Here is a 20673-nt window from a genome sequence, read left to right as displayed (position 1 = left end):
TTATGTTCTTACGAATTTAGAAAAAGAATTGTTAATAAGTGTGATTATGGATGTAGAATAACAATTAAAATGCTGATATCTTTATGTTTAAGTTATTAACAATCCATTCGAAATTTAACTGAATTTGAGTTTGTCATCCGAAATCCATTATTGAATGGTCTGAAACTTTAACCACTTTATTTTCGTAATATATGATGAAGCTAAACCATATGGAAAGCTTTTTATTAACGTAAATACACAACATGAAAAAACTAATTTTGATATTATTGTCCGTTTTATCCCTAAGCCAGGCGAATGCTCAGGGTAAAAAAACGGAGAAAGCAACATTCGGTATGGGATGTTTCTGGTGTACTGAAGCAATCTTTCAGCGACTGAAAGGGGTGACTTCAGTAAAATCGGGGTACGAAGGTGGTACATTAAGTAATCCAACCTATGAGGAGGTTTGTACAGGAGCCACCGGTCATGCAGAAGTTCTTGAAATTAACTATAACCCATCGGTGATTTCTTACGAAGATTTGCTGGAGGTATTTTGGAAAAGCCACGACCCTACAACCCCGAACAGGCAGGGTGCAGATTCAGGAACCCAATACCGCTCAGTTGTTTTTTATCACAATGCAGAGCAAAAAGCCCTGGCGGAGAAATATAAAACAGAATTAAATAAAACCAATGCCTTTGGTAAGAAGGTGGTAACAGCAATAGAAGCGGCAAAGCCCTTTTACGTTGCTGAAAATTACCATCAGGATTACTACCTCAAAAATGGTAGTGAACCCTATTGCCGGTTAGTAATTCTTCCCAAAATGCAAAAGCTGGAAAAGGTTTTTAAAGCCAAACTGAAAAATTAAAAAGAAGATCCTGCGCATCAAGCGTGGGATTTTTTATTTAATAGCTAACCATCTTAACGGTTTTGCAATTTTTGGTCTGTTCTTTGTTAAAATCATAGAATAGATTTGACTATTTTTTCATTTCTTATCAATTTTTTTATAGTTTTAAGCACCTAAAAAAGAAGCGTTTTTGCGACGCCTTTTTAAGGGATGTAACTCCTTTAATTCAAATGACTAAAAAGAAAAAGACAGTTGGTAAAACTGACGCAGATGTAATTCTAATTGGCGCTGGTATTATGAGCGCAACACTTGGAGTTTTGTTAAAGCAATTAGAACCCGGTTTAAGTATCGAAATTTACGAACGTCTGGACGTAGCAGCAGCTGAAAGTTCTGATGCATGGAATAATGCTGGTACAGGGCACTCTGCTTTTTGTGAATTGAATTACACGCCAGAGAAAAAGGATGGGTCTGTCGAAATAAAAAAAGCTATTCAAATCGCTGAGAATTTCGAAGTATCCAAGCAGTTCTGGGCTTACCTGGTAGAGAAAGGTTTGGTTTCAATTCCTGAGAACTTTATTCGTAAAATTCCACATATGAGTTTTGTATGGGGTAAAAAGAATGTCGACTACCTAAAAAAACGCTATGATGCACTTACAAGTTGCGACCTTTTTAGCGAAATGCAATATACTGAAGATGTAGATACGGTTAAATCCTGGGCGCCACTTATTATCGATGGACGTAAGAAAGGCGAAAAACTGGCTGCAACTAAAATGGATCTGGGTACAGATGTAAACTTCGGCACATTAACGCGTGATATGTTTAACAATCTGAAAAATCAGAGTGATGTTAACCTTTATTTTAATCACGAAATACGTGACTTAAAGAAAAATAAAGATGGTAACTGGATTGTAAAAGTTAAAGATTTAGCTACTAATGAGAAACGTAAACGCGTAGCCAAATTTGTTTTCATTGGTGCCGGCGGTGGCTCTCTTCCTTTGTTAGAGAAATCAGATATACCGGAAGGCAAAGGCTTCGGGGGATTTCCTGTAAGTGGACAATGGTTAAAATGTACCAACGAGGAGATTATTAAACAGCACCATGCCAAGGTTTATGGTAAAGCCGCAGTAGGTGCTCCACCAATGTCGGTACCACATTTAGATACCAGAATGATTAACGGCAAGCAGGCGTTACTGTTTGGTCCTTACGCAGGTTTTTCAACTAAATTCCTGAAAAACGGATCGTTTCTCGATTTGCCTAAATCTATAAAGTTTAATAATATTCGTCCGATGATTTCGGCCGGTTTGCATAACCTTGATCTGACCAAATACCTTATTGATCAGGTAAGACAATCACCTGAAGATCGTTTAGAAGCACTTAAGGAATATCTCCCAACTGCAGAATTAAAAGACTGGGAGCTGGAATATGCAGGGCAGCGCGTTCAGGTGATCAAAAAAGATGAGAAGAAAGGTGGTGTACTGGAATTCGGAACAGAGGTGGTGAGTGCTGCCGATGGTTCAATTGCCGCATTATTGGGTGCCTCTCCGGGTGCATCCACTGCCGTTTCTATTATGCTTGAGCTGCTTGCGAGGTGTTTCAAAGAAGATCTGGCTACGGATGAGTGGCAGGCTAAAATTAAAGACATGATTCCAACCTACGGTAAGGAACTGGCTAAAGACGCTGCGCTTTGTAAACAAACCAGAGAAAGAACTACAGCGGTACTAAAGATTGGTTAAGTAGGATAAGCTGAAAGTATCCAATGCTGATCACCACAAATCGAGATATCAACAACAAAAAAGCCGAATCAATGATTCGGCTTTTTTTATTATGCTGCGATTACCTCGGCAACCTCTTCTGCTGAAATGTCGCTGTGCGAAGCTTCCAGAACGCAATCACCGTTTTTGATTAGTAAAATCTGCGGCGATTGATGTGTTACCTGAAACAGACTTGCAACTTCGTTGGAAATGTCACGATAACTGATCAAATCAAGGAAATAGAGCTTTGTATCTTCAGGAATAACATCCCAGCTAAATTCGAAATTTCTTTTCGCCATCATACTGATGGAGCAGCGTGTACTATGTTTGAAAATAAGATTATAGCCACTGTCGGCTTTTATCTCATTCAGTTGATCTAATGAGGTTAAATTTACCCAGGTCATGATATGAATTGTTTTACAGCTTTAACAAATGCAAAAGAATAAAGTTCTGCAAATGACCTGCAAATGAAAAAGCAAGAATAGTTAGATTAGTTTCTTCTGCGTTTGCCTTCAGGATATGATCCGTAAGCAGGGCAAAGCTTGTTTGAACAAGATTCTAAAATGGTAATGGTGCTGAACACCGCCAATAATAATATGGCTACTTTTTTCATCTGATGAAGTATATTTTAATAAGCTAAGATACAAATAGTATTATGAATAAGCAATTTTAAATATTGGCTGAAAAATCGGCCATTTTTATAGCAGTAATTGCTGCCTCATCACCTTTGTTGCCATGTTTTCCTCCTGCACGATCTTGTGCCTGTTCCAGGTTATTGGTTGTCAATACGCCAAATATTACAGGTTTGCTGTACTTGATCCCCACATTTGTAGTGCCTTGAGCCACAGCATCACAAATAAAATCAAAATGTTTGGTATCCCCCTGAATTACACAACCCAAACAAATAACCGCATCTATGTCGCTTCTTTTGCTCAGTAAAATTTCCGCACCTCCGGTTAATTCGAAACTTCCAGGTACAGGTAAAGAGATAATGTTCTCTTCTTTTACGCCATTTTCCAGGAGTGTTTTCAAGGCACCGTTGTATAATGCGCCTGTAATTTCAGCATTCCACTCGGCGACAATAATTCCAATTTTATAGTTAGCACCACTTGGAACTGTAGTATGCGAGAAGTCGGATAGATTTTTTAATTGTGTTGACATACGGCAAAGATAAGTCTAAGTGTTGAATCTTTGAAATAGAAATGTTTACAGCTTGCAACATTTATGGTAGTCGATTTTTAAAACCAAGCCCCCTAACGCATGATTTTGCAGCTGGAAACAATATTCACGGCTCAAATCAATTGTAAATTCTGGTAAGTTGCCCCTATAGGAATAATCTTTTCGCCAATCCAGATCTGATTCCGGTCGAATTTGCTGATCTTTTTTTTTGGAACAATAAATGCCCTGTGGCACCTAATAAAATCGCTTTTCGGAAGCAGTTCCGCTAAATCGTTAATGGTAATGCGCGAGCTAATCAGTTTGCTGTCGGTTTGTATTTGGGTATAATTTCCAGAGGCTTCCACATATTGTATATCACTTAATTCAACCCGGATTTGTTCATAACCATCTTTTACAAATATATAGCCTAATGAGGTTTCCTGCCGCTGATTTCGCAGATCAAATAACTCCTGGGCTTTATTGCAGGCCTTTAAAAAACGGGAAAGTGAAAAAGGTTTTAACAAATAATCAATAGCATCGAGTTCAAAACTTTGCACAGCGTGTTCAGTGTAAGCCGTAGTAAAAATAACCATCGGTGCATTGGTTAAACTCTTCAGAAAATCTATACCACTGATATCCGGCATTTTAATATCAAGAAATATCAGGTCTGCTTTATTTTGCTGCAGATAGGTTGTCGCCAGAAAAGCATCTGTGAAAACCTGCTTCAAATCAATGAACGGAACTTTTGAAGCATGCGATTGAATGATTTCAAGGGCAATCGGTTCATCATCTATAGCAATAGCGGTCATGATAGTTGTATCGTCAGTTAATAAAATTCAATCTTTTGCGCTGCGGCTTAGCAAAATACTAATCCAGCTGCAATGTCAAATGTACAAAAAACTCACTGGCGCTTTCACGGATAATCAGTTCGTGTTTTCCAATATAAAGCATCGCTAAACGTTTTTTTACATTTTCAAGTCCAATGCCACTTTTCAGCTTTTCCGGATCGTTATCCGCTTTAATATATATGCTGTTGCTTACGTCAAAATATAAAGTGCTTTCTTTGGTTTGAAGGCTTATCTTAATGTATGAAGGTTGCTGTAAACTGATCCCGTGCTTAAAGGCATTCTCCACAAAGGGGATTAAAAGCATCGGAGTGATCTGCAAATTGCCAAACTGCTCTTCAATATGTGTTTCAATCCTGATGTCTGCCGAGCGGGAGGTTCTTAGCTTTTGCAAATCAATGTAGTTGCTCAGGTATTCTACTTCACGTGTCAAAGAGATTTTATCAAGGGTATTCTCATGTAACATAAAACGCATCATATCTCCCAGCTTCTGTATTCCTTCTCCGGTACGGTCGGCATTTTCTTGTAATGCAGTGCCATATAATGTATTTAGGGCATTAAACAGAAAGTGCGGATTGATCTGCGATTGCAGGAAACTCAGGCTCGCATCCGATTTGCCAAGCTCCGTTTTCAAAGTGTTTAATTCAGCATCGTTAGAGATTCTCTTTTTATACAAATACCAGCACAGTGGCGCGCTTAAAAGTAATTGCGTTGGAATATTAAACAGAAAAACAATCAGGGCACCTTCTACACGGCCGTTGAATACTAAAAGTCCAATCAGCGATACAGGAACAGAAAGCAGTAAACTTGCCAGCAATATACTGAAGAGGTATTTACGGAATTTTTTGCCACTTAAAGCTAGTTTTGGAATCAGGTAGTAAAGGGAGTAGACGCCTATACCTATGGCGCTGAAAATCACCAGCGTCCATATGGTACACACCTCATAAGGGGCATCAGTTATCAATAATAGCAGCATTCCGATTAGCCAGAAGGCCAGGCCGGAAGCAATATCCGCCTTAACTTTGTTTTGCTTACTGCCAAGCTCATCATCTGAATTAATCAGGCTGATGATAAGCGATTTGATCAGGATGTAAACCGTAATGATAATGACAATCAAAAAGGAATTATAGAAACTTTTGAAGAAGATATGGTTATAGGCTTGTTGTATGGTGTTATAGGTCACAAGTTCGTAGGCCAAACTATAGGTACGGCAAATGCCGATGGCCATGGTTGTAACCCAAATCAGAAAAACAATGGAAAGGTAATGCCATACCGGTTTCTCTTTCTTAATTACCGAAGGGATGATATAAAAATTTAACAGCAGAAAGTTGAGGTACAAAACTGTTATGATGACCACCTCAGGAATAAAATAGTTAGTAAAGCTGGAATAGGAAATGTGTTCATCGTAAAAGCGCGACCAGTTTTCGTTGTGGTGCTGATCGACAGTATTGGATATCAATCTGATGAACAAACACAGGTAAATGATGCCTGATACCCAAAACTCTACTTTGTTTAAATCTTTAAGTTTCATACTGAAATATTTGATAATACAATGTTAGCAAGCCAGAGGCACTATATTCATAAAATGTGATGGATGACCAAAAAAAAGTGACAGATGATTTAAATTGTAAGAACTTACCAGTTTATTACCTTTGCAACAATCCAATTAATCACAAATCCAAACACCACGAACATGATCGTTTACGGAATTCCTAACTGCAATACAGTGAAAAAATCACTCGACTGGCTAAAATCACACCAGATAGAATTTGAATTTCATGATTTTAGAAGGAAAGGCATCACTGCAGAAAAGCTTAAGGAGTGGTTCAAGGTTTTTGGATGGGAGACAGTTCTAAACAAAAAGGGGCTTACCTGGAAAAAGTTATCTAAAGAAGAGCAGGCTGCAATTGATAATGAGGATAAGGTAATTGTATACCTGATCGACAATACCAGTGCGATAAAACGTCCGGTTATTGAGAAAGATGGTTACGCCATTTTAATTTCTTTTGACGAAAACCAATACGCTAAAACACTTGTCTAGACCAGTTGTTGTATTGTTAAAGTTTGTTAAAAGCAAACATTGGATGTTTAACTAAGTTACTTTTGAATATGTATAAGCTGATCGTTTTTATTTTACTGGCATTGCCATTTGGCGCCCTTGCGCAATCCGTTACTACCGGAACAGTTTTCGACTATTCAAAAAAAACACTTTCCCTGCCGGGTGTTACCATTCGTAACTTAAACAGTAAAAAAACATCTTCTACCAATAAGGAAGGGAAATATACGATTGCAGCAAACGTTGGTGATTTAATAGAGTTCTCTGCTGTCGGTTATCACACTGATACATTATACCTCACCAATCTTTTAAACAGAACTATTTATTTACCAGTTAAATCTACTAACCTTGCCGACGTAAACGTGGAGGCCGTTCGCATGAACAGTCAGATTACTGATGCTAAAGATCCGCTTGCAGAAAAATATACTTTGTTAAGTACTGGAGGGAACCTGAACCGTAAAAGAATGACGGATAAGGTAGGGGGCTTGAACCTTAATTTAGGCTATGGAAAATATAAAAGAGAACAGCGTAAAGAAGCAGATTTGCAGGAAAAGGAAATGTACCAGCAGGAGATTGATGAAAACTTCAGTGAGAAAGCCATTACCGATTTGACTAAGTTACAGGGGACAGAACTTAAAAACTTCATGATTCTTTACCGTCCCTCGGTAGAGGCTGTAAAAGCAGACCGCCCATATCGTTATGCTTTTCATATTTCAAGAGCATTTGTTGCGTGGCAAAAGCTAACACCTGAGCAAAGAAAGCTTCAGGATTTGCCAAAGCTAAAAACCAACTAATCATCACACACTCCTTAAAACAGGTAACAATATAACCACATTTCTTTACTGAATGTGGTTTTTTTTATATTTACAGCCTGTAAACCTTATTATTATCATGAAAATTACTAACCTCATAGGTTTGTGTTTGTCGTGTTGTGTATTTGCTTTTTCGGCAAATGCTCAACAAGCCGCACAACCTGTAACAACTCCAACAAATTATAATCCCGCAGAAGCGTTCGGTCCATTGTTTTATACTCAGAATGGCAATGAGTTTCGTTCTGCTATTGGTGCTCCTGGGCCTAAATACTGGCAAAACAGAGTAGACTATAATATAACCGCTAACCTGGACGACACCAAAAGTCTGGTGACAGGTACGGTAACCATTACCTATAAAAACAATAGTCCTGATAAATTGCCATACTTATGGCTGCAACTTGATCAGAATACTTTTAAGGAAGATTCGCGGGGTAAAATGATTACACCTGCCCGTAGCCGATACGGTGCGCAAGGCGAAAAGTTTGATGGCGGATACAAAATCGGTACAATCAGTGTTGCACAGAAAGCTGCAGCAGTAAAATTTACCTCATTAATTGAAGATACACGCATGCAAATCCGCCTGGATCAGCCCCTTGCGGCTAATGGCGATGTTGTAACTATCAAACTGGACTATTCTTATACCGTTCCAAAAGAGGGATCGGACAGAACAGGACACTTAACGACCAAAAACGGAGAAATCTTCGCTATCGCACAATGGTTTCCGCGGATGTGTGTTTATGATGATGTTATAGGTTGGAACACTTTGCCATATTGGGGCGGAGGAGAGTTTTATTGCGAATATGGCGATATCAATTTTGCCATCACCGCTCCGGCGAGTCATATCGTGATGGGCTCCGGCGAATTATTGAATCCACAGGAGGTTTTCACTGCCACGCAACTGCAGCGCTGGAATGCTGCAAAAGCAAGCGATGCCACTGTGCATATCAGAACAGAAAGCGAAGTAACTGACCCGTCTTCCCGACCCTCAAAAGATAAACTGACCTGGAAATTTAAAATATTAAATGCCCGTGATGCAGCCTGGGCTTCATCAAAATCCTTTGTTTTGGATGCTGCACGTATCAATTTGCCAAGTGGTAAAAAATCGCTTGCAGTGTCGGCCCAACCAGTAGAAAGTAATGGTGCTGATGGTTATGGCCGTGGCGTAGAATATGTAAAATCAACGATCGAACATTATTCCACTAAATGGTTCGAGTATCCATATCCTATGGCAGTGAATGTGGCCACAAATATTGGAGGGATGGAATATCCGGGTATCGTATTTTGTGGATGGAAAGCGAAAAATGGCAGTGCATGGGGAGTTATCGATCATGAGTTTGGCCATACCTGGTTCCCGATGATTGTTGGATCTAATGAAAGAAAATACGGTTGGATGGATGAAGGTTTTAATACTTTCATTAACGGTATATCATCTAAAAACTTCAATAAAGGGGAATATGCTGAACGTCCTGCTGATATGAACCGAATCGGTAAATCAGTAATTGGTAACCCGGTTTACGAAAATATTATGCAAATGCCTGATGGAATGATTGAGAGAAATATTGGCGTTAATCTTTACAGCAAACCAGGATGGGGGCTAGATCTTCTAAGAGACCAGATTTTGGGTGAAGATCGTTTTGATTATGCATTCCGCCAGTATATCAAAAACTGGGCATTTAAACACCCAACCCCGTTCGACTTCTTCCGCTCAATGGAAAACGGTGCCGGAGAGGATTTAGCATGGTTCTGGAGAAGCTGGTTCTTAAACAGCTGGAAAATGGATCAGGCAATTTCTAAAGTTGATGTGGTTAAAAACAATGATGCCATCAATGGTTACAACATCACTGTGGCCAATCTGGAGAAAATGCCAATGCCAATTATCCTTCAGGTAAAAACCAAAAGTGGTAAAACAGATATCATTAAAATACCTGTAGATGTTTGGATGAAAAATACCACCTGGTTGGTGCGCTATCCAACAACAGAAGAAGTGGTTTCAGTTACTTTAGACCCGAATAAGGTTTTGCCTGACTCAAATCCGGATAACAATACCTGGACAGCAGGAAACTAGAAACAAGAATGTTAATTTAGCCGCAGATGATCAGATTTAATCAAAGTCTGGCAATCTGCGGTTTTTTATTGTTTGTAATCAAATTCCAACCAGTTTAATTTAACTTTGCACCATGGCCGAGCAGCAGAAAAACAATCCACTTCACGGAATTACACTGGAAAAGATCGTTACCGATTTACATGTTCATTATGGATGGGAAAAACTGGGAAGCCTGATCCGGATAGATTGTTTCAACAGTAACCCGACTATAAAATCAAGTCTTAAATTTTTACGCAGAATGCCCTGGGCCAGGAAAAAGGTAGAGGATTTGTTCTTAGATACTTTTCATTCGTAAATTTCCAGTTAGATTAATACTTCAGAAAACCACTAAATTCAGTTCGGTCTATCCGGTAGATTCGTAGTATCGTAGTAGTACCGTCGCAGGGCACTCGCTTGGGTTTTCCCTGCACTTTCTTTGCACATTCCTTGCATCATGTTTGGGTAAATGCATGGAAAACCCATTAGAAACGCATTTAAACCCCCTTTTTATTGGTAAAACCCCCTTAAACCCGCCGCGAGAGGACTTTTTTAAAATGGCATAACTGCAAAAAGTCATCCTGGAGCCATGAATATGGAAAATTACTGCACATGATTTATCTTAAAACGACCTGCTCCAAAATTTTTCTCCTAACCCCTTGATTTATAAAAAGAATTGTTCTACTTTTGCAGTCCGTTTTATAGGCTATCTGAAAGGAAGCCGGGGGAGCGGTAAATTTTTAATAAAAAACATAAAAAAGCACAATGCCAACTATTCAACAATTAGTTAGAAAAGGTAGAGTAGCACTGGAGTTCAAGAGTAAGTCTCCAGCGTTGGACAGCTGTCCACAGCGAAGAGGTGTATGTACACGTGTGTACACCACTACCCCTAAAAAACCAAACTCAGCAATGCGTAAAGTAGCCCGTGTTCGTTTAACGAACGGTAAAGAGGTGAATGCTTACATTCCTGGAGAAGGTCACAACTTACAAGAACACTCAATCGTTTTGATTCGTGGTGGTCGTGTTAAAGATTTACCAGGTGTACGTTACCACATCATCCGTGGTGCATTAGATACATCAGGCGTTGCTGGTCGTAACCAACGTCGTTCGAAATATGGTACTAAACGTCCTAAACCAGGTCAAGTTGCTGCTGCACCTGCAAAAGGAAAGAAAAAATAATCGGGAGGAAATAAGAAATGAGAAAGTCAAAACCAAAAAAGAGAATTATCCTTCCTGATCCTAAATTTAACGATGTTCAGGTAACCCGTTTTGTAAACAATATGATGTACGATGGAAAAAAATCTATCGCTTACGCAATTTTTTATGATGCTGTTGAAATCGCTGAAAAAAAAGCTGGTGAAAACGGATTAGAAATCTTCAAACGTGCTTTAACTAACATTATGCCAGCTGTAGAGGTTAAATCTCGCCGTGTTGGTGGTGCTAACTTCCAGGTTCCAACTGAGGTTAGACCAGAGCGTAAAACAGCTCTAGGTATGAAATGGTTAATTTTATACGCTCGTCGTCGTGGTGAAAAAACCATGAAAGAGAAATTAGCTGGTGAAATTGTAGCTGCTGCTAAAGGTGAAGGTGCTGCTGTTAAGAAGAAAGAAGATACGCACAAAATGGCTGAGGCTAACAAAGCGTTCTCTCACTTCAGATTCTAGTCTTAGGATTAACAGATTAGTAAGATTACACAGATTTAATTAGAAGATTATACTGATTAGATAAATTGCACCGATTTGTTTTTACATAATCGGTGTAATCATTTAAGATCAGAAAAATCAAAAAAATAACATGGCAAGAGATTTAAAATTTACAAGAAATATCGGAATCGCTGCTCACATTGATGCAGGTAAAACTACAACAACTGAGCGTATCCTTTATTATGCTGGTGTAAGTCATAAAATTGGTGAAGTGCACGAAGGTGCAGCAACAATGGACTGGATGGCACAAGAGCAAGAGCGTGGTATCACGATCACTTCTGCTGCAACTACGGTTGAGTGGAAATACAGAGGTCAGGCTTACCACATGAACATCATCGACACACCAGGACACGTTGATTTTACCGTAGAGGTAAACCGTTCTTTGCGTGTATTAGATGGTTTAGTGTTCTTGTTTTCTGCAGTTGATGGTGTAGAGCCTCAATCTGAAACCAACTGGCGTTTGGCTAACAACTATAATGTTGCCCGTATCGGTTTCGTTAATAAAATGGATCGTTCCGGAGCAGACTTCTTAAAAGTTGTTAAACAAGTTAAAGATATGTTAGGTAGCAATGCAGTTCCTTTGCAATTACCTATCGGTTCTGAAGATGCATTTAAAGGTGTAGTTGATTTAATTAACAACCGTGGTATCGTTTGGAATGAGCACGATAAAGGTATGACCTTTACCGAAGTGCCAATCCCTGAAGATATGTTAGATGAGGTTGCTGAGTGGAGAGAAAAATTACTAGAATCAGTTGCTGATTATGATGAGTCTTTAATGGAGAAATTCTTTGAAGATCCAAACTCAATTACTGAGCGTGAAATTTTAGATGCTTTACGTGCAGCTGTTTTAGATGCTAAAATCGTTCCTATGGTATGTGGTTCATCTTTCAAAAACAAAGGTGTTCAAACCATGTTGGATTATGTGATGGAATTATTGCCTTCGCCTCTTGATTCAGAAGGCGTAACAGGTACAAATCCAGAGACAGGTGCTGAAGTGTTATTAAAACCAAGTATCAATGAGCCATTTGCGGCATTAGCATTTAAAATTGCAACTGACCCATTTGTAGGCCGTTTATGTTTTATCCGTGTTTACTCGGGTAACTTAGAAGCTGGTTCTTACGTTTATAACACACGTTCAGAAAGTAAAGAGCGTATTTCACGTATTTTCCAGATGCATGCTAACAAGCAAAATCCTGTGCCTAATGTGGCTGCTGGTGATATTGCTGCGGTAGTAGGATTTAAAGATATCAAAACTGGTGATACTCTTTGTGAAGAGAAAAACCCAATCGTTCTTGAGTCTATGAACTTCCCTGAGCCGGTTATCGGATTGGCTATTGAGCCTAAAACTCAAGCTGATGTTGATAAATTAGGTATGGGATTATCTAAATTAGCTGAAGAAGATCCTACGTTCAGAGTGCAAACAGATCAGGAAACTGGTCAAACTGTAATCTCTGGTATGGGTGAGCTTCACTTAGATATCCTGATCGACCGTTTAAAACGTGAGTTTAAAGTTGAAGTTAACCAGGGTGCACCACAAGTGGCTTATAAAGAAGCAATATTCGGTACAACTGAACACCGTGAGGTTTATAAAAAACAATCTGGTGGTCGTGGTAAATTCGCTGATATCAAAGTTGTGGTTTCTCCAATTGATGCCGATTTTGAAAAAGGCGGTTTGCAATTCGTAAACGAAATTGTAGGTGGTTCAATTCCTCGTGAATTCATCCCTTCAGTTGAGAAAGGTTTTGCATCTGCAATGTCCAACGGTGTATTAGCTGGTTATCCACTTCCTGATATGAAAGTACGTTTGATTGATGGTTCATTCCACGCAGTCGATTCAGATGCTTTATCATTCGAGCTTGCAGGCCGTATGGCATACCGTGAAGCTTTACCTAAATGTAAACCTGCATTGATGGAGCCAATTATGAAAATCGAAATCTTAACCCCTGAAGAAAACATGGGTGATGTTATCGGTGACATGAACCGCCGTCGTGGTCAGTTACAAGGTATGGATACACGTAACGGATCTCAGGTAATCAAAGCATTGGTTCCACTTTCCGAAATGTTCGGTTATGTAACTCAGTTACGTACCATTACTTCAGGTCGTGCAACTTCTACAATGGAATTTGATCACTACGAGCCAGCGCCTAAAAACGTTCAGGACGAAGTAATTGCTAAATCAAAAGGTAGAATTAAGTCAGAAGACTAATTCAGGTATAAGGTAAAAGGCGTGAGGTTAAAGGTTTTAAACCCCAAGCCTTACACCTTAAACCATCAACCTTTTTAAAGATAAATCCGGTTCCTGTTGTTAATAGCTCTAACAGGGAATCACAATTAAAAATAAGATGAGCCAAAGAATCAGAATTAAATTAAAATCTTACGATTACAACTTGGTAGATAAATCTGCTGAGAAAATCGTAAAAACTGTTAAGCCTACGGGTGCAGTTGTAAGTGGACCAATTCCACTTCCTACAGAGAAAAAAATCTTTACTGTATTGCGTTCTCCACACGTAAACAAAAAAGCCAGAGAGCAGTTTCAATTGTGCGCTTACAAACGCCTATTAGATATCTATAGCTCTAACTCTAAAACAGTTGATGCTTTAATGAAACTTGAATTACCTAGCGGTGTTGAAGTTGAAATCAAAGTGTAACTTGATTTAAATGAATTGAAAAGTCCTGGTGAAAGCCGGGACTTTTTTTGTGCCTTAATTTTAGAAACAAAAAACCTTTTCCGGCGTTTGATTGGTATGACAGATAACGAAAATTTACCAGTGAAAGGACAGGATTTTGCCGATAATGAGAAGGAAGAAAACAAAAAACCTTCATCACATGGGGAGGTAGCAAACCAGAAAGGAAGCGATTTCTCGGAACTTGAAGAAAGCAGAATGGAAAATCCACCCCGAAAAAGGGATGATAATGGCTCAAGCAAGGAAAATGTAGATAGTACCAATGGCGTGGATCAGGAGAAAGGAATCTAGTTAGAAATGTATTATTTCTCCCTTATTTTTGTTATTCCTTTGGTATCCTTCCGAATAATATTAGAAACATTTTTAATCAATTTACTGTTTAGTAAACAGATAGCACTGAAAAAATACTGATATGAATAAGGATAATGTTAATGAGCAACATACAAATGATGGAATAGAATGGGATAATGGAGAGGCTACTTATGGACATAAGTTACCTGAAGTTAAACGCAAAGATGAGCCTGAAACCGATCCATCAGAAAAAGCTGAGGATAATGTTAATCAACACCTAAAAAATAAAAACCTCAGTCAGGATGAAGATATTGCCAATCGAAGCAGAGATGAAAATCGTGGTATTGGGGGTAAAAGTCTTTAATATATTAAACAGGTAATGTCGGTAATCAACATTACCTGTTTAACGAGTAATGAATTTCCGGTAGATGGAAATGGATCAGAATTCCACAACCTGTTTTTTAAGTGAGTAGCGAATGCCCTCAAATCGTTTAGTTATGATGAACTGTGGTTAATTTTTTGTCGCGTATTCTGATTTGATCACAAAAATCGAAAAATAAATTGCAAATCACTCAACTCGTGCCGATATATTTATTGATTTATGTCAAATGATCATGTCTGTCAGGACAGTTATCTTATTCATTACAAATCATGCGCGCGGGTATTATTGGAGGTCAGATTGAAGAACCTTATATTGGCTTATCTACTTAAATTCCCGTATCAAGCGCATGATTTTCATCTTGCTCATTTATTTTGGTTGTCGGATTTTTAAAATCATCACTTGAACTTCCAGTGTGACTTTCGGCACTTTCAACAGTAGGATGTTGGTCTTCACTATTGTATGCGTCATCGCTTAATGAGTCTTTTCCCTGGGTTCCAGAGTTGTCATAACCATCCCGTGCAGCTTTATTACCTTCAATGAGCTGACTTGGATCTTTACCAAAAGAGTTCACTTCATCAGAATCATTTCCGGTTTCATAAGCCTTTTGAACATCAGATTTTGCCTCATCCCTTTTTCCGTTGTTTACATAGCCCTCTAAATGCTCATCTTTATTATATACACTCGTTTTCATAGTAGCTTTTTTTATTTATAACAGTATAGTTATGAAATGGTTTCTGATTAATATCGGGTTCAGTACCAAAATACCTCATGGTATCCATAAATAATTGTCCTGCATTTTTATCGCTTTTGCTTAACTTGGCAGCAGATTTAATACAGTGATATACAAATGGAGTGGAAATATTTGCTTTCAAATAAGAGGTTTGGTCAGGAAAGTTGGACAGGTGACCGCGACAGGGCAAGGTCTGATTTTCAACGAGATTACGACCGCCTGATTTTTTCTTCTCCTTTCAGGCGTTTGCAAAATAAAACCCAGGTGTTCCCATTGCCGGGAAGTGTATTTGTGCACAACCGGTTAACACATAGTCTGGAAGTGGCAAGTGTTGCACGTTCTATGGCAAATATTTTTTTAAACACAGTCGAAGAAAAAGACCCTGCGCTCATTCTATCAGTTCCTTTAATAAGTGAAGTTGGCAATATTGTGGCAGCAGCGGCATTGGCCCATGATTTGGGCAACCCTGCGTTCGGACACTCGGGTGAAGCCGCTATTTCACGTTATTTTACTGATGGTGATGGAAAAGCGTACCAGCACGATATGACAGAATCGCAATGGCACGACCTGATTAATTTTGAAGGGAATGCAAATGCAATCCGGATACTGACTCACCCTCTCAAAGGCAAAGGAAATGATGCTTATGCCCTCACATACTCTACATTAGCCTCGATAGCGAAATATCCCTGCGCATCAATTGCTGGTAAGCAAAAGGGTATTTTACATCGTAAAAAATATGGCTTTTTTCAGTCGGAAGAAGAGACGTTTAAGAAAATAGCTGAAGAGCTTCATATCGATAGGGAAGAGCATGAATATTTGATCTATAAACGACATCCCTTAGTTTATTTAGTAGAGGCTGCTGATGATATTTGCTACAGCATTATAGACCTTGAAGATGCACATCGCTTAAAAATTTTATCTTTTGAAGAAGTTAAAAATTATCTTCTGCCTTTTGCTAATTCAAATACAATTGAAGACAGGTTAAAAAATGATTATGAAGATGATGATGCAAAGGTTGGTTTACTTAGGGCCAAAGCAATAAACACCCTCACTAACATTTGTGCTGGTATTTTTTATAGGGAACAGGAAAGTTTATTAAAAGGTGATCTGAACAACAGCCTTACGGATCTAATTCCCGAACCCTACCATGCAGCCTGGAAGGCCATAGAGAAAGTGTCGATCGAGCGTATTTATAATTTTTCTTCAGTGATTCAGAAAGAAGTGGCAGGTTATAAAATTATGGCAGGTTTGCTCGAAGAATTTGTCCCGGCACTGATTCATAATAATACGCATTATTATAAAAAGTTAGTCAAACTCATTCCTAAACAGTATCATACTGACTTGCGTGATATCTATGCAAGGACTCAAAGTGTGTTGGATTTCGTATCGGGTATGACAGACCTTTACGCCGTGGATTTATATAGAAATATTAAAGGAATATCATTTCCATCGGAGACTTAAGAAGGATCTTTATCGCTTGGATTGTTTATAATTATTCTATTGATAAATGTCACTTTGTGTAAAATTAATGAAATGAATTGTTTTGCATGTTTCTGATTTTAAACTAATTAATTTGTAATAGTATAATAAATTAGCGCTTTCGTGTAAAAGGAATGTGCAGGGATATACTAATTATTAGATTTGGGAGTTGTGGCTTGCCAGGATGAATCAGGCTGCAGCACTTTAGATCTTATCCCTATTCATGAAAAAACTTTTATTTATTACTTTGCTAAGTATGGGCTTGGCAATGTTCGTTCGGGCCCAGGCTCCTCAACAATTCAATTATCAGGGTGCTGCCAGAAATGCCAACGGCACTCCCTTAGTCAATAAAAATATTGCTGTCCGTTTAAGCATTCTTGATGCCTCGGCGACCGGAACTGTCCAATATGTCGAGGTGAGAACGGTTACCACAAATACAGTCGGACTTTATGCTATTGCTATTGGTGGCGCTGGCGCTTCTTCAGTTACAGGTACTATAGCAGGAGTTACATGGGGAACAGGCCTAAAATATATTAAAGTTGAAGTTGATCCTGACAACGGAACCAACTTCACTATAGCCGGAACCGCTCAGTTATTGAGTGTACCCTATGCGCTGTACGCAGCGAACGGCCCAACAGGGCAAAAGGGCGATACTGGTGCAACTGGCCCAGTTGGTCCGCAAGGTGTTGCTGGTGTTGCCGGCGCTACAGGAGCTACAGGTCCGCAAGGTTTGAAAGGAGATATTGGTGCAACTGGCCCGGTTGGTCCACAAGGTGTTGCCGGGATTGCCGGCGCTACAGGTGCAACCGGGGCGCAGGGTCCGCAGGGTGATATAGGCGCAACAGGACCTCAGGGTATACCAGGTACAGCAGGTGCGAAGGGTGATAAAGGTGATAAGGGAGATACAGGTCCGGTGGGACCATCGACGGGTGTAGCTGGTGGCGATTTAACAGGTAACTATCCTAATCCAACTATTGCCAGCTTACAGGGCATCACTTTATCCGCTGCTGCTCCATCAGCCAATCAGGTTCTTGTATTTAATGGAACCACATGGCGACCGGTAACCTTGGATGTGGCTCAGCTTGCAGGAGCAAAATCGCTGTCATCTACAGACTTAAGTATTAGTGGAAATGGTTCAACTGCTTTACTGAAAGATGTTGTTGTAGATATCAATTTAGGTGCAGTAACCACAGTCAAACTTGCGGATAATGCTGTAATTACTTCAAAACTGGCAGACGCCGCTGTTACTTCGATAAAAATTGGTAACAAGGAAATAAAAAATGTGAATATAGCTGATGCAGCAGTAAACACACTACAAATTGCTGATGCTGCTGTGAGTACACCTAAGTTAGCTGATGCATCAGTTACGCTGGCTAAATTAACAACAAATGGTGTAAGCGATGCAAACAAAGTGTATATCACAAACGCAACTACAGGAAAACCAGAGCTGATTAGCAGAACATTGTTCGCTAATGCAAATGCCTGGGCTTTAGGGGGTAATACAGGAAACGTTGACCAGACAAACAATTTTTTGGGTAATACCGATGACGTGGCAATTAACTTCATGGTGAACGGTCAAAAATCCGGCAGATTAGGTAACTCTTCTGAAAACAATATTTCCTACGGCTACAAAACGTTTACTTCAAATATTTCAGGATTTTACAATAGCGCATTCGGACGGGAAGCCCTGTCGTTAAATATATCGGGCTACGAGAACAGCGCGTTTGGATACATGGTTTTACAAAGGAGTTTCAGTGGAATTAACAATAGTGGTTTCGGTTCGCAGGCATTGTTAATCAATACTGTTGGCTCCAATAATTCCGCTTTTGGTACACATGCTTTAATGGCAAATGGTACCGGTGTGGCTAACACTGCGATTGGTAGTATAGCGCTGGAAGCAAGCAATGGCGATAATAATACCGCGTTAGGATATGCTGCCGGTTCAAAAAACAGCGGTAGTGGAAATGTATTTATTGGCAGCAATGCGGGAAACACGCTCACCGCTGCAAACAATACATTGGTGATTGCCAATTCAAATACGACCTATCCGCTAATACAAGGAACTTTTACAACAAACGGCGGTGCAATTGTGATTAATGGCTCTTCAGCCGCAAGCGCCACATCATATGCCCCCGCCAATACAAGTTCATTAAATATTAATGGCTCTGTTTCAGCGAGTATTTTAACGTATACTACTGCAGGTACATTAACCCTCGATGACAGTCATTACACTGTTCGGGTAAAAAATACAGCAGCTGCTGTTAATATTAATCTTCCTGCTGCCGCAACGTGCAAAGGGCGTATTTACATTATCGTAAAGGCTTTGTCATCGGGAAACATCACGTTTAACAATCCGGTTACTCTAAATGATGATACGAATATCACAACCTTAAACGGCAATAAAACCATAACGATTCAAAGTGATGGGACTTCGTGGATTTCTATAAACTAACGATATGAGAAACATCAGTTATTTGTTTATTATTCCGTTTGTATGGGGATGCCTCGCTACAGAAGTGAAGGCGCAAAGCCTACCATATACAATAAATGCCGCTAATGGTTCTGCTAAAATCAGCAATCAGTTTTACGATTTTAGCGTTGGGGAAATGGTATTGGTGCAAACCTTTCAAACTGGTTCCGTTAGCTTAACACAGGGATTTCTTCAACCTTTCCTAGTTATCGAAACCGCTGCCAACATAGCAATAATGAACAATATTCTAACGCCCAATGGTGATGGTAAAAACGATTATTTTGTGGTGAAGGGAATTGAAAACTATCCTTCAGCCAGGCTCAGTATTTTTGATAGGGGTGGGCGCTTACTTTATGTAACTACCGGTTACCAGAACAATTGGGATGGATATGTAAATGGAAACCCGCTAGCTGAAGATACCTACTATTACCTTCTTGATTTGGGTGCGGGCGGCACCATCAAAGGTTTTATATCAATTTTATATAAAAAATAACAACGTGAAAAAGATCAATATATTTTTAGGCGGGATGTTGTTATTGTTTTCACCATCAGCCATTGCTCAGCTTAATCCGATGGGCAGTATCTATTACCAGAATCAGTTTTTGCCGAATCCTGCAATGGCAGGCTTAGAAAATAACCTTAACCTAAATGCAGCCTTAAAAGCCCAATGGGTTGGAATGGATGGAGCACCCAGGATGCAATACCTTACAGCGGATTATGGCTTGCCTAACAATAAGGTTGGTTTAGGCGCATTAATCTATAATGAAACAGCCGGAGTAATTAACAGATTTCGCGCCACGGTTAGTTATGCTTATCACTTGCCTCTTGGCGCTCAGTCCAGCTACCTCGACTTTGGTTTATCTGCCGGGGTAATGAACGAAAATGTAAACATCAGTAAAGCGCAAGGCGACCTCAGTGACGATGTACTTAATAGTTTTAACGACCGCAGGCTTTATTTGGATGGCGACTTCGGTATGGCTTATCGAAACACCAATTTAACCCTTCAGGGAGCCTTACCAAACCTTAAACGTTTGTTTAAAAGAGATGTGATCAGAAATGTAGTAGACCGGTCGATATATTTTTTCGCGGCCGGATATAAATTTACTACCGATAAAGTATTGAGTTCAGTAGAACCTAAGTTGGTTTATCGCGGTGTACAAAACTACAATGGAATTTTTGATGCTGGTGTTAATTTCCAGTTTCTGGAAGATAAAATCATGTTCAATGGGGTTTATCATAGCACCAACAGCTTTACCGGCGGTTTTGGGATAAACTACCAAAAACAATTTTCATTGTTACTGCAGTATACCACCAATACATCCAAAATGCAAAACTATAGTAACGGGGAGTTTGAGGTAGGGTTAAAGTATAGTTTCAAAACGCAGTAGCATTATCATACAAAAAAGCTTGT

The 20673-nt window shown here is 39.4% G+C and carries 22 protein-coding genes; 16 read left to right on the top strand and 6 right to left on the bottom strand.

What is annotated here, in order from left to right; translation table 11 throughout:
• Positions 1 to 242 precede the first annotated feature (242 nt).
• Positions 243 to 842: a peptide-methionine (S)-S-oxide reductase MsrA gene (gene msrA / locus AC570I_RS11220; RefSeq protein WP_497405493.1), complete on the top strand. Its 600-nt coding sequence runs from the start codon at positions 243 to 245 to the stop codon at positions 840 to 842.
• 209 nt (positions 843 to 1051) lie between these two features.
• The gene (locus AC570I_RS11215) at positions 1052 to 2554 is read left to right on the top strand and encodes a malate:quinone oxidoreductase (RefSeq protein ID WP_497405492.1); all 1503 of its coding nucleotides are present in this window, start codon (positions 1052 to 1054) and stop codon (positions 2552 to 2554) included.
• Between the two features lie 89 nt (positions 2555 to 2643).
• Here the strand turns inward: AC570I_RS11215 and ytxJ are convergent, their stop codons facing one another.
• From ytxJ to AC570I_RS11190, 5 genes are all read right to left on the bottom strand, one after another.
• The gene (ytxJ, locus tag AC570I_RS11210) at positions 2644 to 2976 is read right to left on the bottom strand and encodes a bacillithiol system redox-active protein YtxJ (protein WP_047798795.1); all 333 of its coding nucleotides are present in this window, start codon (positions 2974 to 2976) and stop codon (positions 2644 to 2646) included.
• Between the two features lie 86 nt (positions 2977 to 3062).
• Positions 3063 to 3185 carry a hypothetical protein gene (locus AC570I_RS11205; RefSeq protein ID WP_497405491.1) on the bottom strand — a complete coding sequence of 41 codons (123 nt, stop codon included), beginning with the start codon at positions 3183 to 3185 and terminating at the stop codon, positions 3063 to 3065.
• A 56-nt stretch (positions 3186 to 3241) separates the two neighbouring features.
• On the bottom strand, positions 3242 to 3733 hold the full coding sequence (gene ribH, locus AC570I_RS11200; RefSeq protein ID WP_497405490.1) for a 6,7-dimethyl-8-ribityllumazine synthase: 492 nt from the start codon (positions 3731 to 3733) through the stop codon (positions 3242 to 3244).
• A 131-nt stretch (positions 3734 to 3864) separates the two neighbouring features.
• A complete protein-coding gene (locus AC570I_RS11195) occupies positions 3865 to 4539 on the bottom strand; it encodes a LytR/AlgR family response regulator transcription factor (RefSeq protein ID WP_497405489.1) in 675 nt (224 codons plus the stop codon).
• 58 nt (positions 4540 to 4597) lie between these two features.
• Positions 4598 to 6106 carry a sensor histidine kinase gene (locus AC570I_RS11190; protein WP_497405488.1) on the bottom strand — a complete coding sequence of 503 codons (1509 nt, stop codon included), beginning with the start codon at positions 6104 to 6106 and terminating at the stop codon, positions 4598 to 4600.
• A gap of 162 nt (positions 6107 to 6268) precedes the next feature.
• Here AC570I_RS11190 and AC570I_RS11185 point away from each other — a divergent pair, with 162 nt between their 5' ends.
• From AC570I_RS11185 to AC570I_RS11140, 10 genes are all read left to right on the top strand, one after another.
• Positions 6269 to 6616, top strand: coding sequence for a Spx/MgsR family RNA polymerase-binding regulatory protein (locus AC570I_RS11185; RefSeq protein ID WP_497405487.1), 348 nt, complete (start codon positions 6269 to 6271; stop codon positions 6614 to 6616).
• A 68-nt stretch (positions 6617 to 6684) separates the two neighbouring features.
• On the top strand, positions 6685 to 7425 hold the full coding sequence (locus tag AC570I_RS11180) for a carboxypeptidase-like regulatory domain-containing protein (RefSeq protein ID WP_047798790.1): 741 nt from the start codon (positions 6685 to 6687) through the stop codon (positions 7423 to 7425).
• A gap of 97 nt (positions 7426 to 7522) precedes the next feature.
• Positions 7523 to 9508 carry a M1 family metallopeptidase gene (locus tag AC570I_RS11175; protein WP_497405486.1) on the top strand — a complete coding sequence of 662 codons (1986 nt, stop codon included), beginning with the start codon at positions 7523 to 7525 and terminating at the stop codon, positions 9506 to 9508.
• Between the two features lie 112 nt (positions 9509 to 9620).
• Positions 9621 to 9842 carry a VF530 family protein gene (locus AC570I_RS11170; protein ID WP_047798789.1) on the top strand — a complete coding sequence of 74 codons (222 nt, stop codon included), beginning with the start codon at positions 9621 to 9623 and terminating at the stop codon, positions 9840 to 9842.
• 446 nt (positions 9843 to 10288) lie between these two features.
• The gene (gene rpsL, locus AC570I_RS11165) at positions 10289 to 10702 is read left to right on the top strand and encodes a 30S ribosomal protein S12 (protein ID WP_012780770.1); all 414 of its coding nucleotides are present in this window, start codon (positions 10289 to 10291) and stop codon (positions 10700 to 10702) included.
• A 17-nt stretch (positions 10703 to 10719) separates the two neighbouring features.
• Positions 10720 to 11187 (top strand): 30S ribosomal protein S7, encoded by a 468-nt coding sequence (gene rpsG / locus AC570I_RS11160; RefSeq protein WP_047798788.1) that lies wholly within the window; start codon positions 10720 to 10722, stop codon positions 11185 to 11187.
• A 130-nt stretch (positions 11188 to 11317) separates the two neighbouring features.
• Positions 11318 to 13432 carry an elongation factor G gene (fusA, locus tag AC570I_RS11155; protein ID WP_497405485.1) on the top strand — a complete coding sequence of 705 codons (2115 nt, stop codon included), beginning with the start codon at positions 11318 to 11320 and terminating at the stop codon, positions 13430 to 13432.
• Between the two features lie 136 nt (positions 13433 to 13568).
• Positions 13569 to 13874, top strand: a complete 306-nt coding sequence (gene rpsJ / locus AC570I_RS11150; RefSeq protein ID WP_008244591.1) for a 30S ribosomal protein S10 — start codon at positions 13569 to 13571, stop codon at positions 13872 to 13874.
• A 96-nt stretch (positions 13875 to 13970) separates the two neighbouring features.
• Positions 13971 to 14201 (top strand): hypothetical protein, encoded by a 231-nt coding sequence (locus tag AC570I_RS11145; protein ID WP_497405484.1) that lies wholly within the window; start codon positions 13971 to 13973, stop codon positions 14199 to 14201.
• 121 nt (positions 14202 to 14322) lie between these two features.
• Positions 14323 to 14565, top strand: a complete 243-nt coding sequence (locus AC570I_RS11140; RefSeq protein WP_497405483.1) for a hypothetical protein — start codon at positions 14323 to 14325, stop codon at positions 14563 to 14565.
• 343 nt (positions 14566 to 14908) lie between these two features.
• Here AC570I_RS11140 and AC570I_RS11135 read toward each other — a convergent pair whose 3' ends face one another.
• Complete coding sequence (locus tag AC570I_RS11135) at positions 14909 to 15274, bottom strand: hypothetical protein (protein ID WP_047798784.1); 366 nt, start codon at positions 15272 to 15274, stop codon at positions 14909 to 14911.
• Positions 15275 to 15430: 156 nt separating this feature from the next.
• Between AC570I_RS11135 and dgt the strand changes: the two genes are divergently transcribed.
• The 4 genes from dgt (at position 15431) to AC570I_RS11115 (ending at position 20650) form a co-directional block, all read left to right on the top strand.
• A complete protein-coding gene (gene dgt, locus AC570I_RS11130; RefSeq protein WP_497405482.1) occupies positions 15431 to 16774 on the top strand; it encodes a dGTP triphosphohydrolase in 1344 nt (447 codons plus the stop codon).
• 241 nt (positions 16775 to 17015) lie between these two features.
• Entirely contained in the window at positions 17016 to 19244 is a 2229-nt protein-coding gene (locus tag AC570I_RS11125) for a beta strand repeat-containing protein (RefSeq protein ID WP_497405481.1), read from the top strand.
• A gap of 4 nt (positions 19245 to 19248) precedes the next feature.
• Positions 19249 to 19755, top strand: a complete 507-nt coding sequence (locus tag AC570I_RS11120) for a T9SS type B sorting domain-containing protein (protein ID WP_497405480.1) — start codon at positions 19249 to 19251, stop codon at positions 19753 to 19755.
• A 4-nt stretch (positions 19756 to 19759) separates the two neighbouring features.
• Positions 19760 to 20650 carry a PorP/SprF family type IX secretion system membrane protein gene (locus AC570I_RS11115; protein ID WP_497405479.1) on the top strand — a complete coding sequence of 297 codons (891 nt, stop codon included), beginning with the start codon at positions 19760 to 19762 and terminating at the stop codon, positions 20648 to 20650.
• The last annotated feature ends 23 nt before the right edge of the window (positions 20651 to 20673 follow it).

The sequence above is a fragment of the Pedobacter sp. A2324 genome (assembly GCF_059693705.1).
This window is presented reverse-complemented; position numbering and strand designations above follow the sequence as displayed.

What these genes read in the sequence shown, in the direction of transcription:
- msrA (WP_497405493.1), top strand. Translation starts at nt 243, where the DNA reads ATGAAAAAACTAATTTTGATATTATTGTCCGTTTTATCCCTAAGCCAG.
- AC570I_RS11215 (WP_497405492.1), top strand. Translation starts at nt 1,052, where the DNA reads ATGACTAAAAAGAAAAAGACAGTTGGTAAAACTGACGCAGATGTAATT.
- ytxJ (WP_047798795.1), bottom strand. Translation starts at nt 2,976, where the DNA reads ATGACCTGGGTAAATTTAACCTCATTAGATCAACTGAATGAGATAAAA.
- AC570I_RS11205 (WP_497405491.1), bottom strand. Translation starts at nt 3,185, where the DNA reads ATGAAAAAAGTAGCCATATTATTATTGGCGGTGTTCAGCACCATTACC.
- ribH (WP_497405490.1), bottom strand. Translation starts at nt 3,733, where the DNA reads ATGTCAACACAATTAAAAAATCTATCCGACTTCTCGCATACTACAGTT.
- AC570I_RS11195 (WP_497405489.1), bottom strand. Translation starts at nt 4,539, where the DNA reads ATGACCGCTATTGCTATAGATGATGAACCGATTGCCCTTGAAATCATT.
- AC570I_RS11190 (WP_497405488.1), bottom strand. Translation starts at nt 6,106, where the DNA reads ATGAAACTTAAAGATTTAAACAAAGTAGAGTTTTGGGTATCAGGCATC.
- AC570I_RS11185 (WP_497405487.1), top strand. Translation starts at nt 6,269, where the DNA reads ATGATCGTTTACGGAATTCCTAACTGCAATACAGTGAAAAAATCACTC.
- AC570I_RS11180 (WP_047798790.1), top strand. Translation starts at nt 6,685, where the DNA reads ATGTATAAGCTGATCGTTTTTATTTTACTGGCATTGCCATTTGGCGCC.
- AC570I_RS11175 (WP_497405486.1), top strand. Translation starts at nt 7,523, where the DNA reads ATGAAAATTACTAACCTCATAGGTTTGTGTTTGTCGTGTTGTGTATTT.
- AC570I_RS11170 (WP_047798789.1), top strand. Translation starts at nt 9,621, where the DNA reads ATGGCCGAGCAGCAGAAAAACAATCCACTTCACGGAATTACACTGGAA.
- rpsL (WP_012780770.1), top strand. Translation starts at nt 10,289, where the DNA reads ATGCCAACTATTCAACAATTAGTTAGAAAAGGTAGAGTAGCACTGGAG.
- rpsG (WP_047798788.1), top strand. Translation starts at nt 10,720, where the DNA reads ATGAGAAAGTCAAAACCAAAAAAGAGAATTATCCTTCCTGATCCTAAA.
- fusA (WP_497405485.1), top strand. Translation starts at nt 11,318, where the DNA reads ATGGCAAGAGATTTAAAATTTACAAGAAATATCGGAATCGCTGCTCAC.
- rpsJ (WP_008244591.1), top strand. Translation starts at nt 13,569, where the DNA reads ATGAGCCAAAGAATCAGAATTAAATTAAAATCTTACGATTACAACTTG.
- AC570I_RS11145 (WP_497405484.1), top strand. Translation starts at nt 13,971, where the DNA reads ATGACAGATAACGAAAATTTACCAGTGAAAGGACAGGATTTTGCCGAT.
- AC570I_RS11140 (WP_497405483.1), top strand. Translation starts at nt 14,323, where the DNA reads ATGAATAAGGATAATGTTAATGAGCAACATACAAATGATGGAATAGAA.
- AC570I_RS11135 (WP_047798784.1), bottom strand. Translation starts at nt 15,274, where the DNA reads ATGAAAACGAGTGTATATAATAAAGATGAGCATTTAGAGGGCTATGTA.
- dgt (WP_497405482.1), top strand. Translation starts at nt 15,431, where the DNA reads ATGGAGTGGAAATATTTGCTTTCAAATAAGAGGTTTGGTCAGGAAAGT.
- AC570I_RS11125 (WP_497405481.1), top strand. Translation starts at nt 17,016, where the DNA reads ATGAAAAAACTTTTATTTATTACTTTGCTAAGTATGGGCTTGGCAATG.
- AC570I_RS11120 (WP_497405480.1), top strand. Translation starts at nt 19,249, where the DNA reads ATGAGAAACATCAGTTATTTGTTTATTATTCCGTTTGTATGGGGATGC.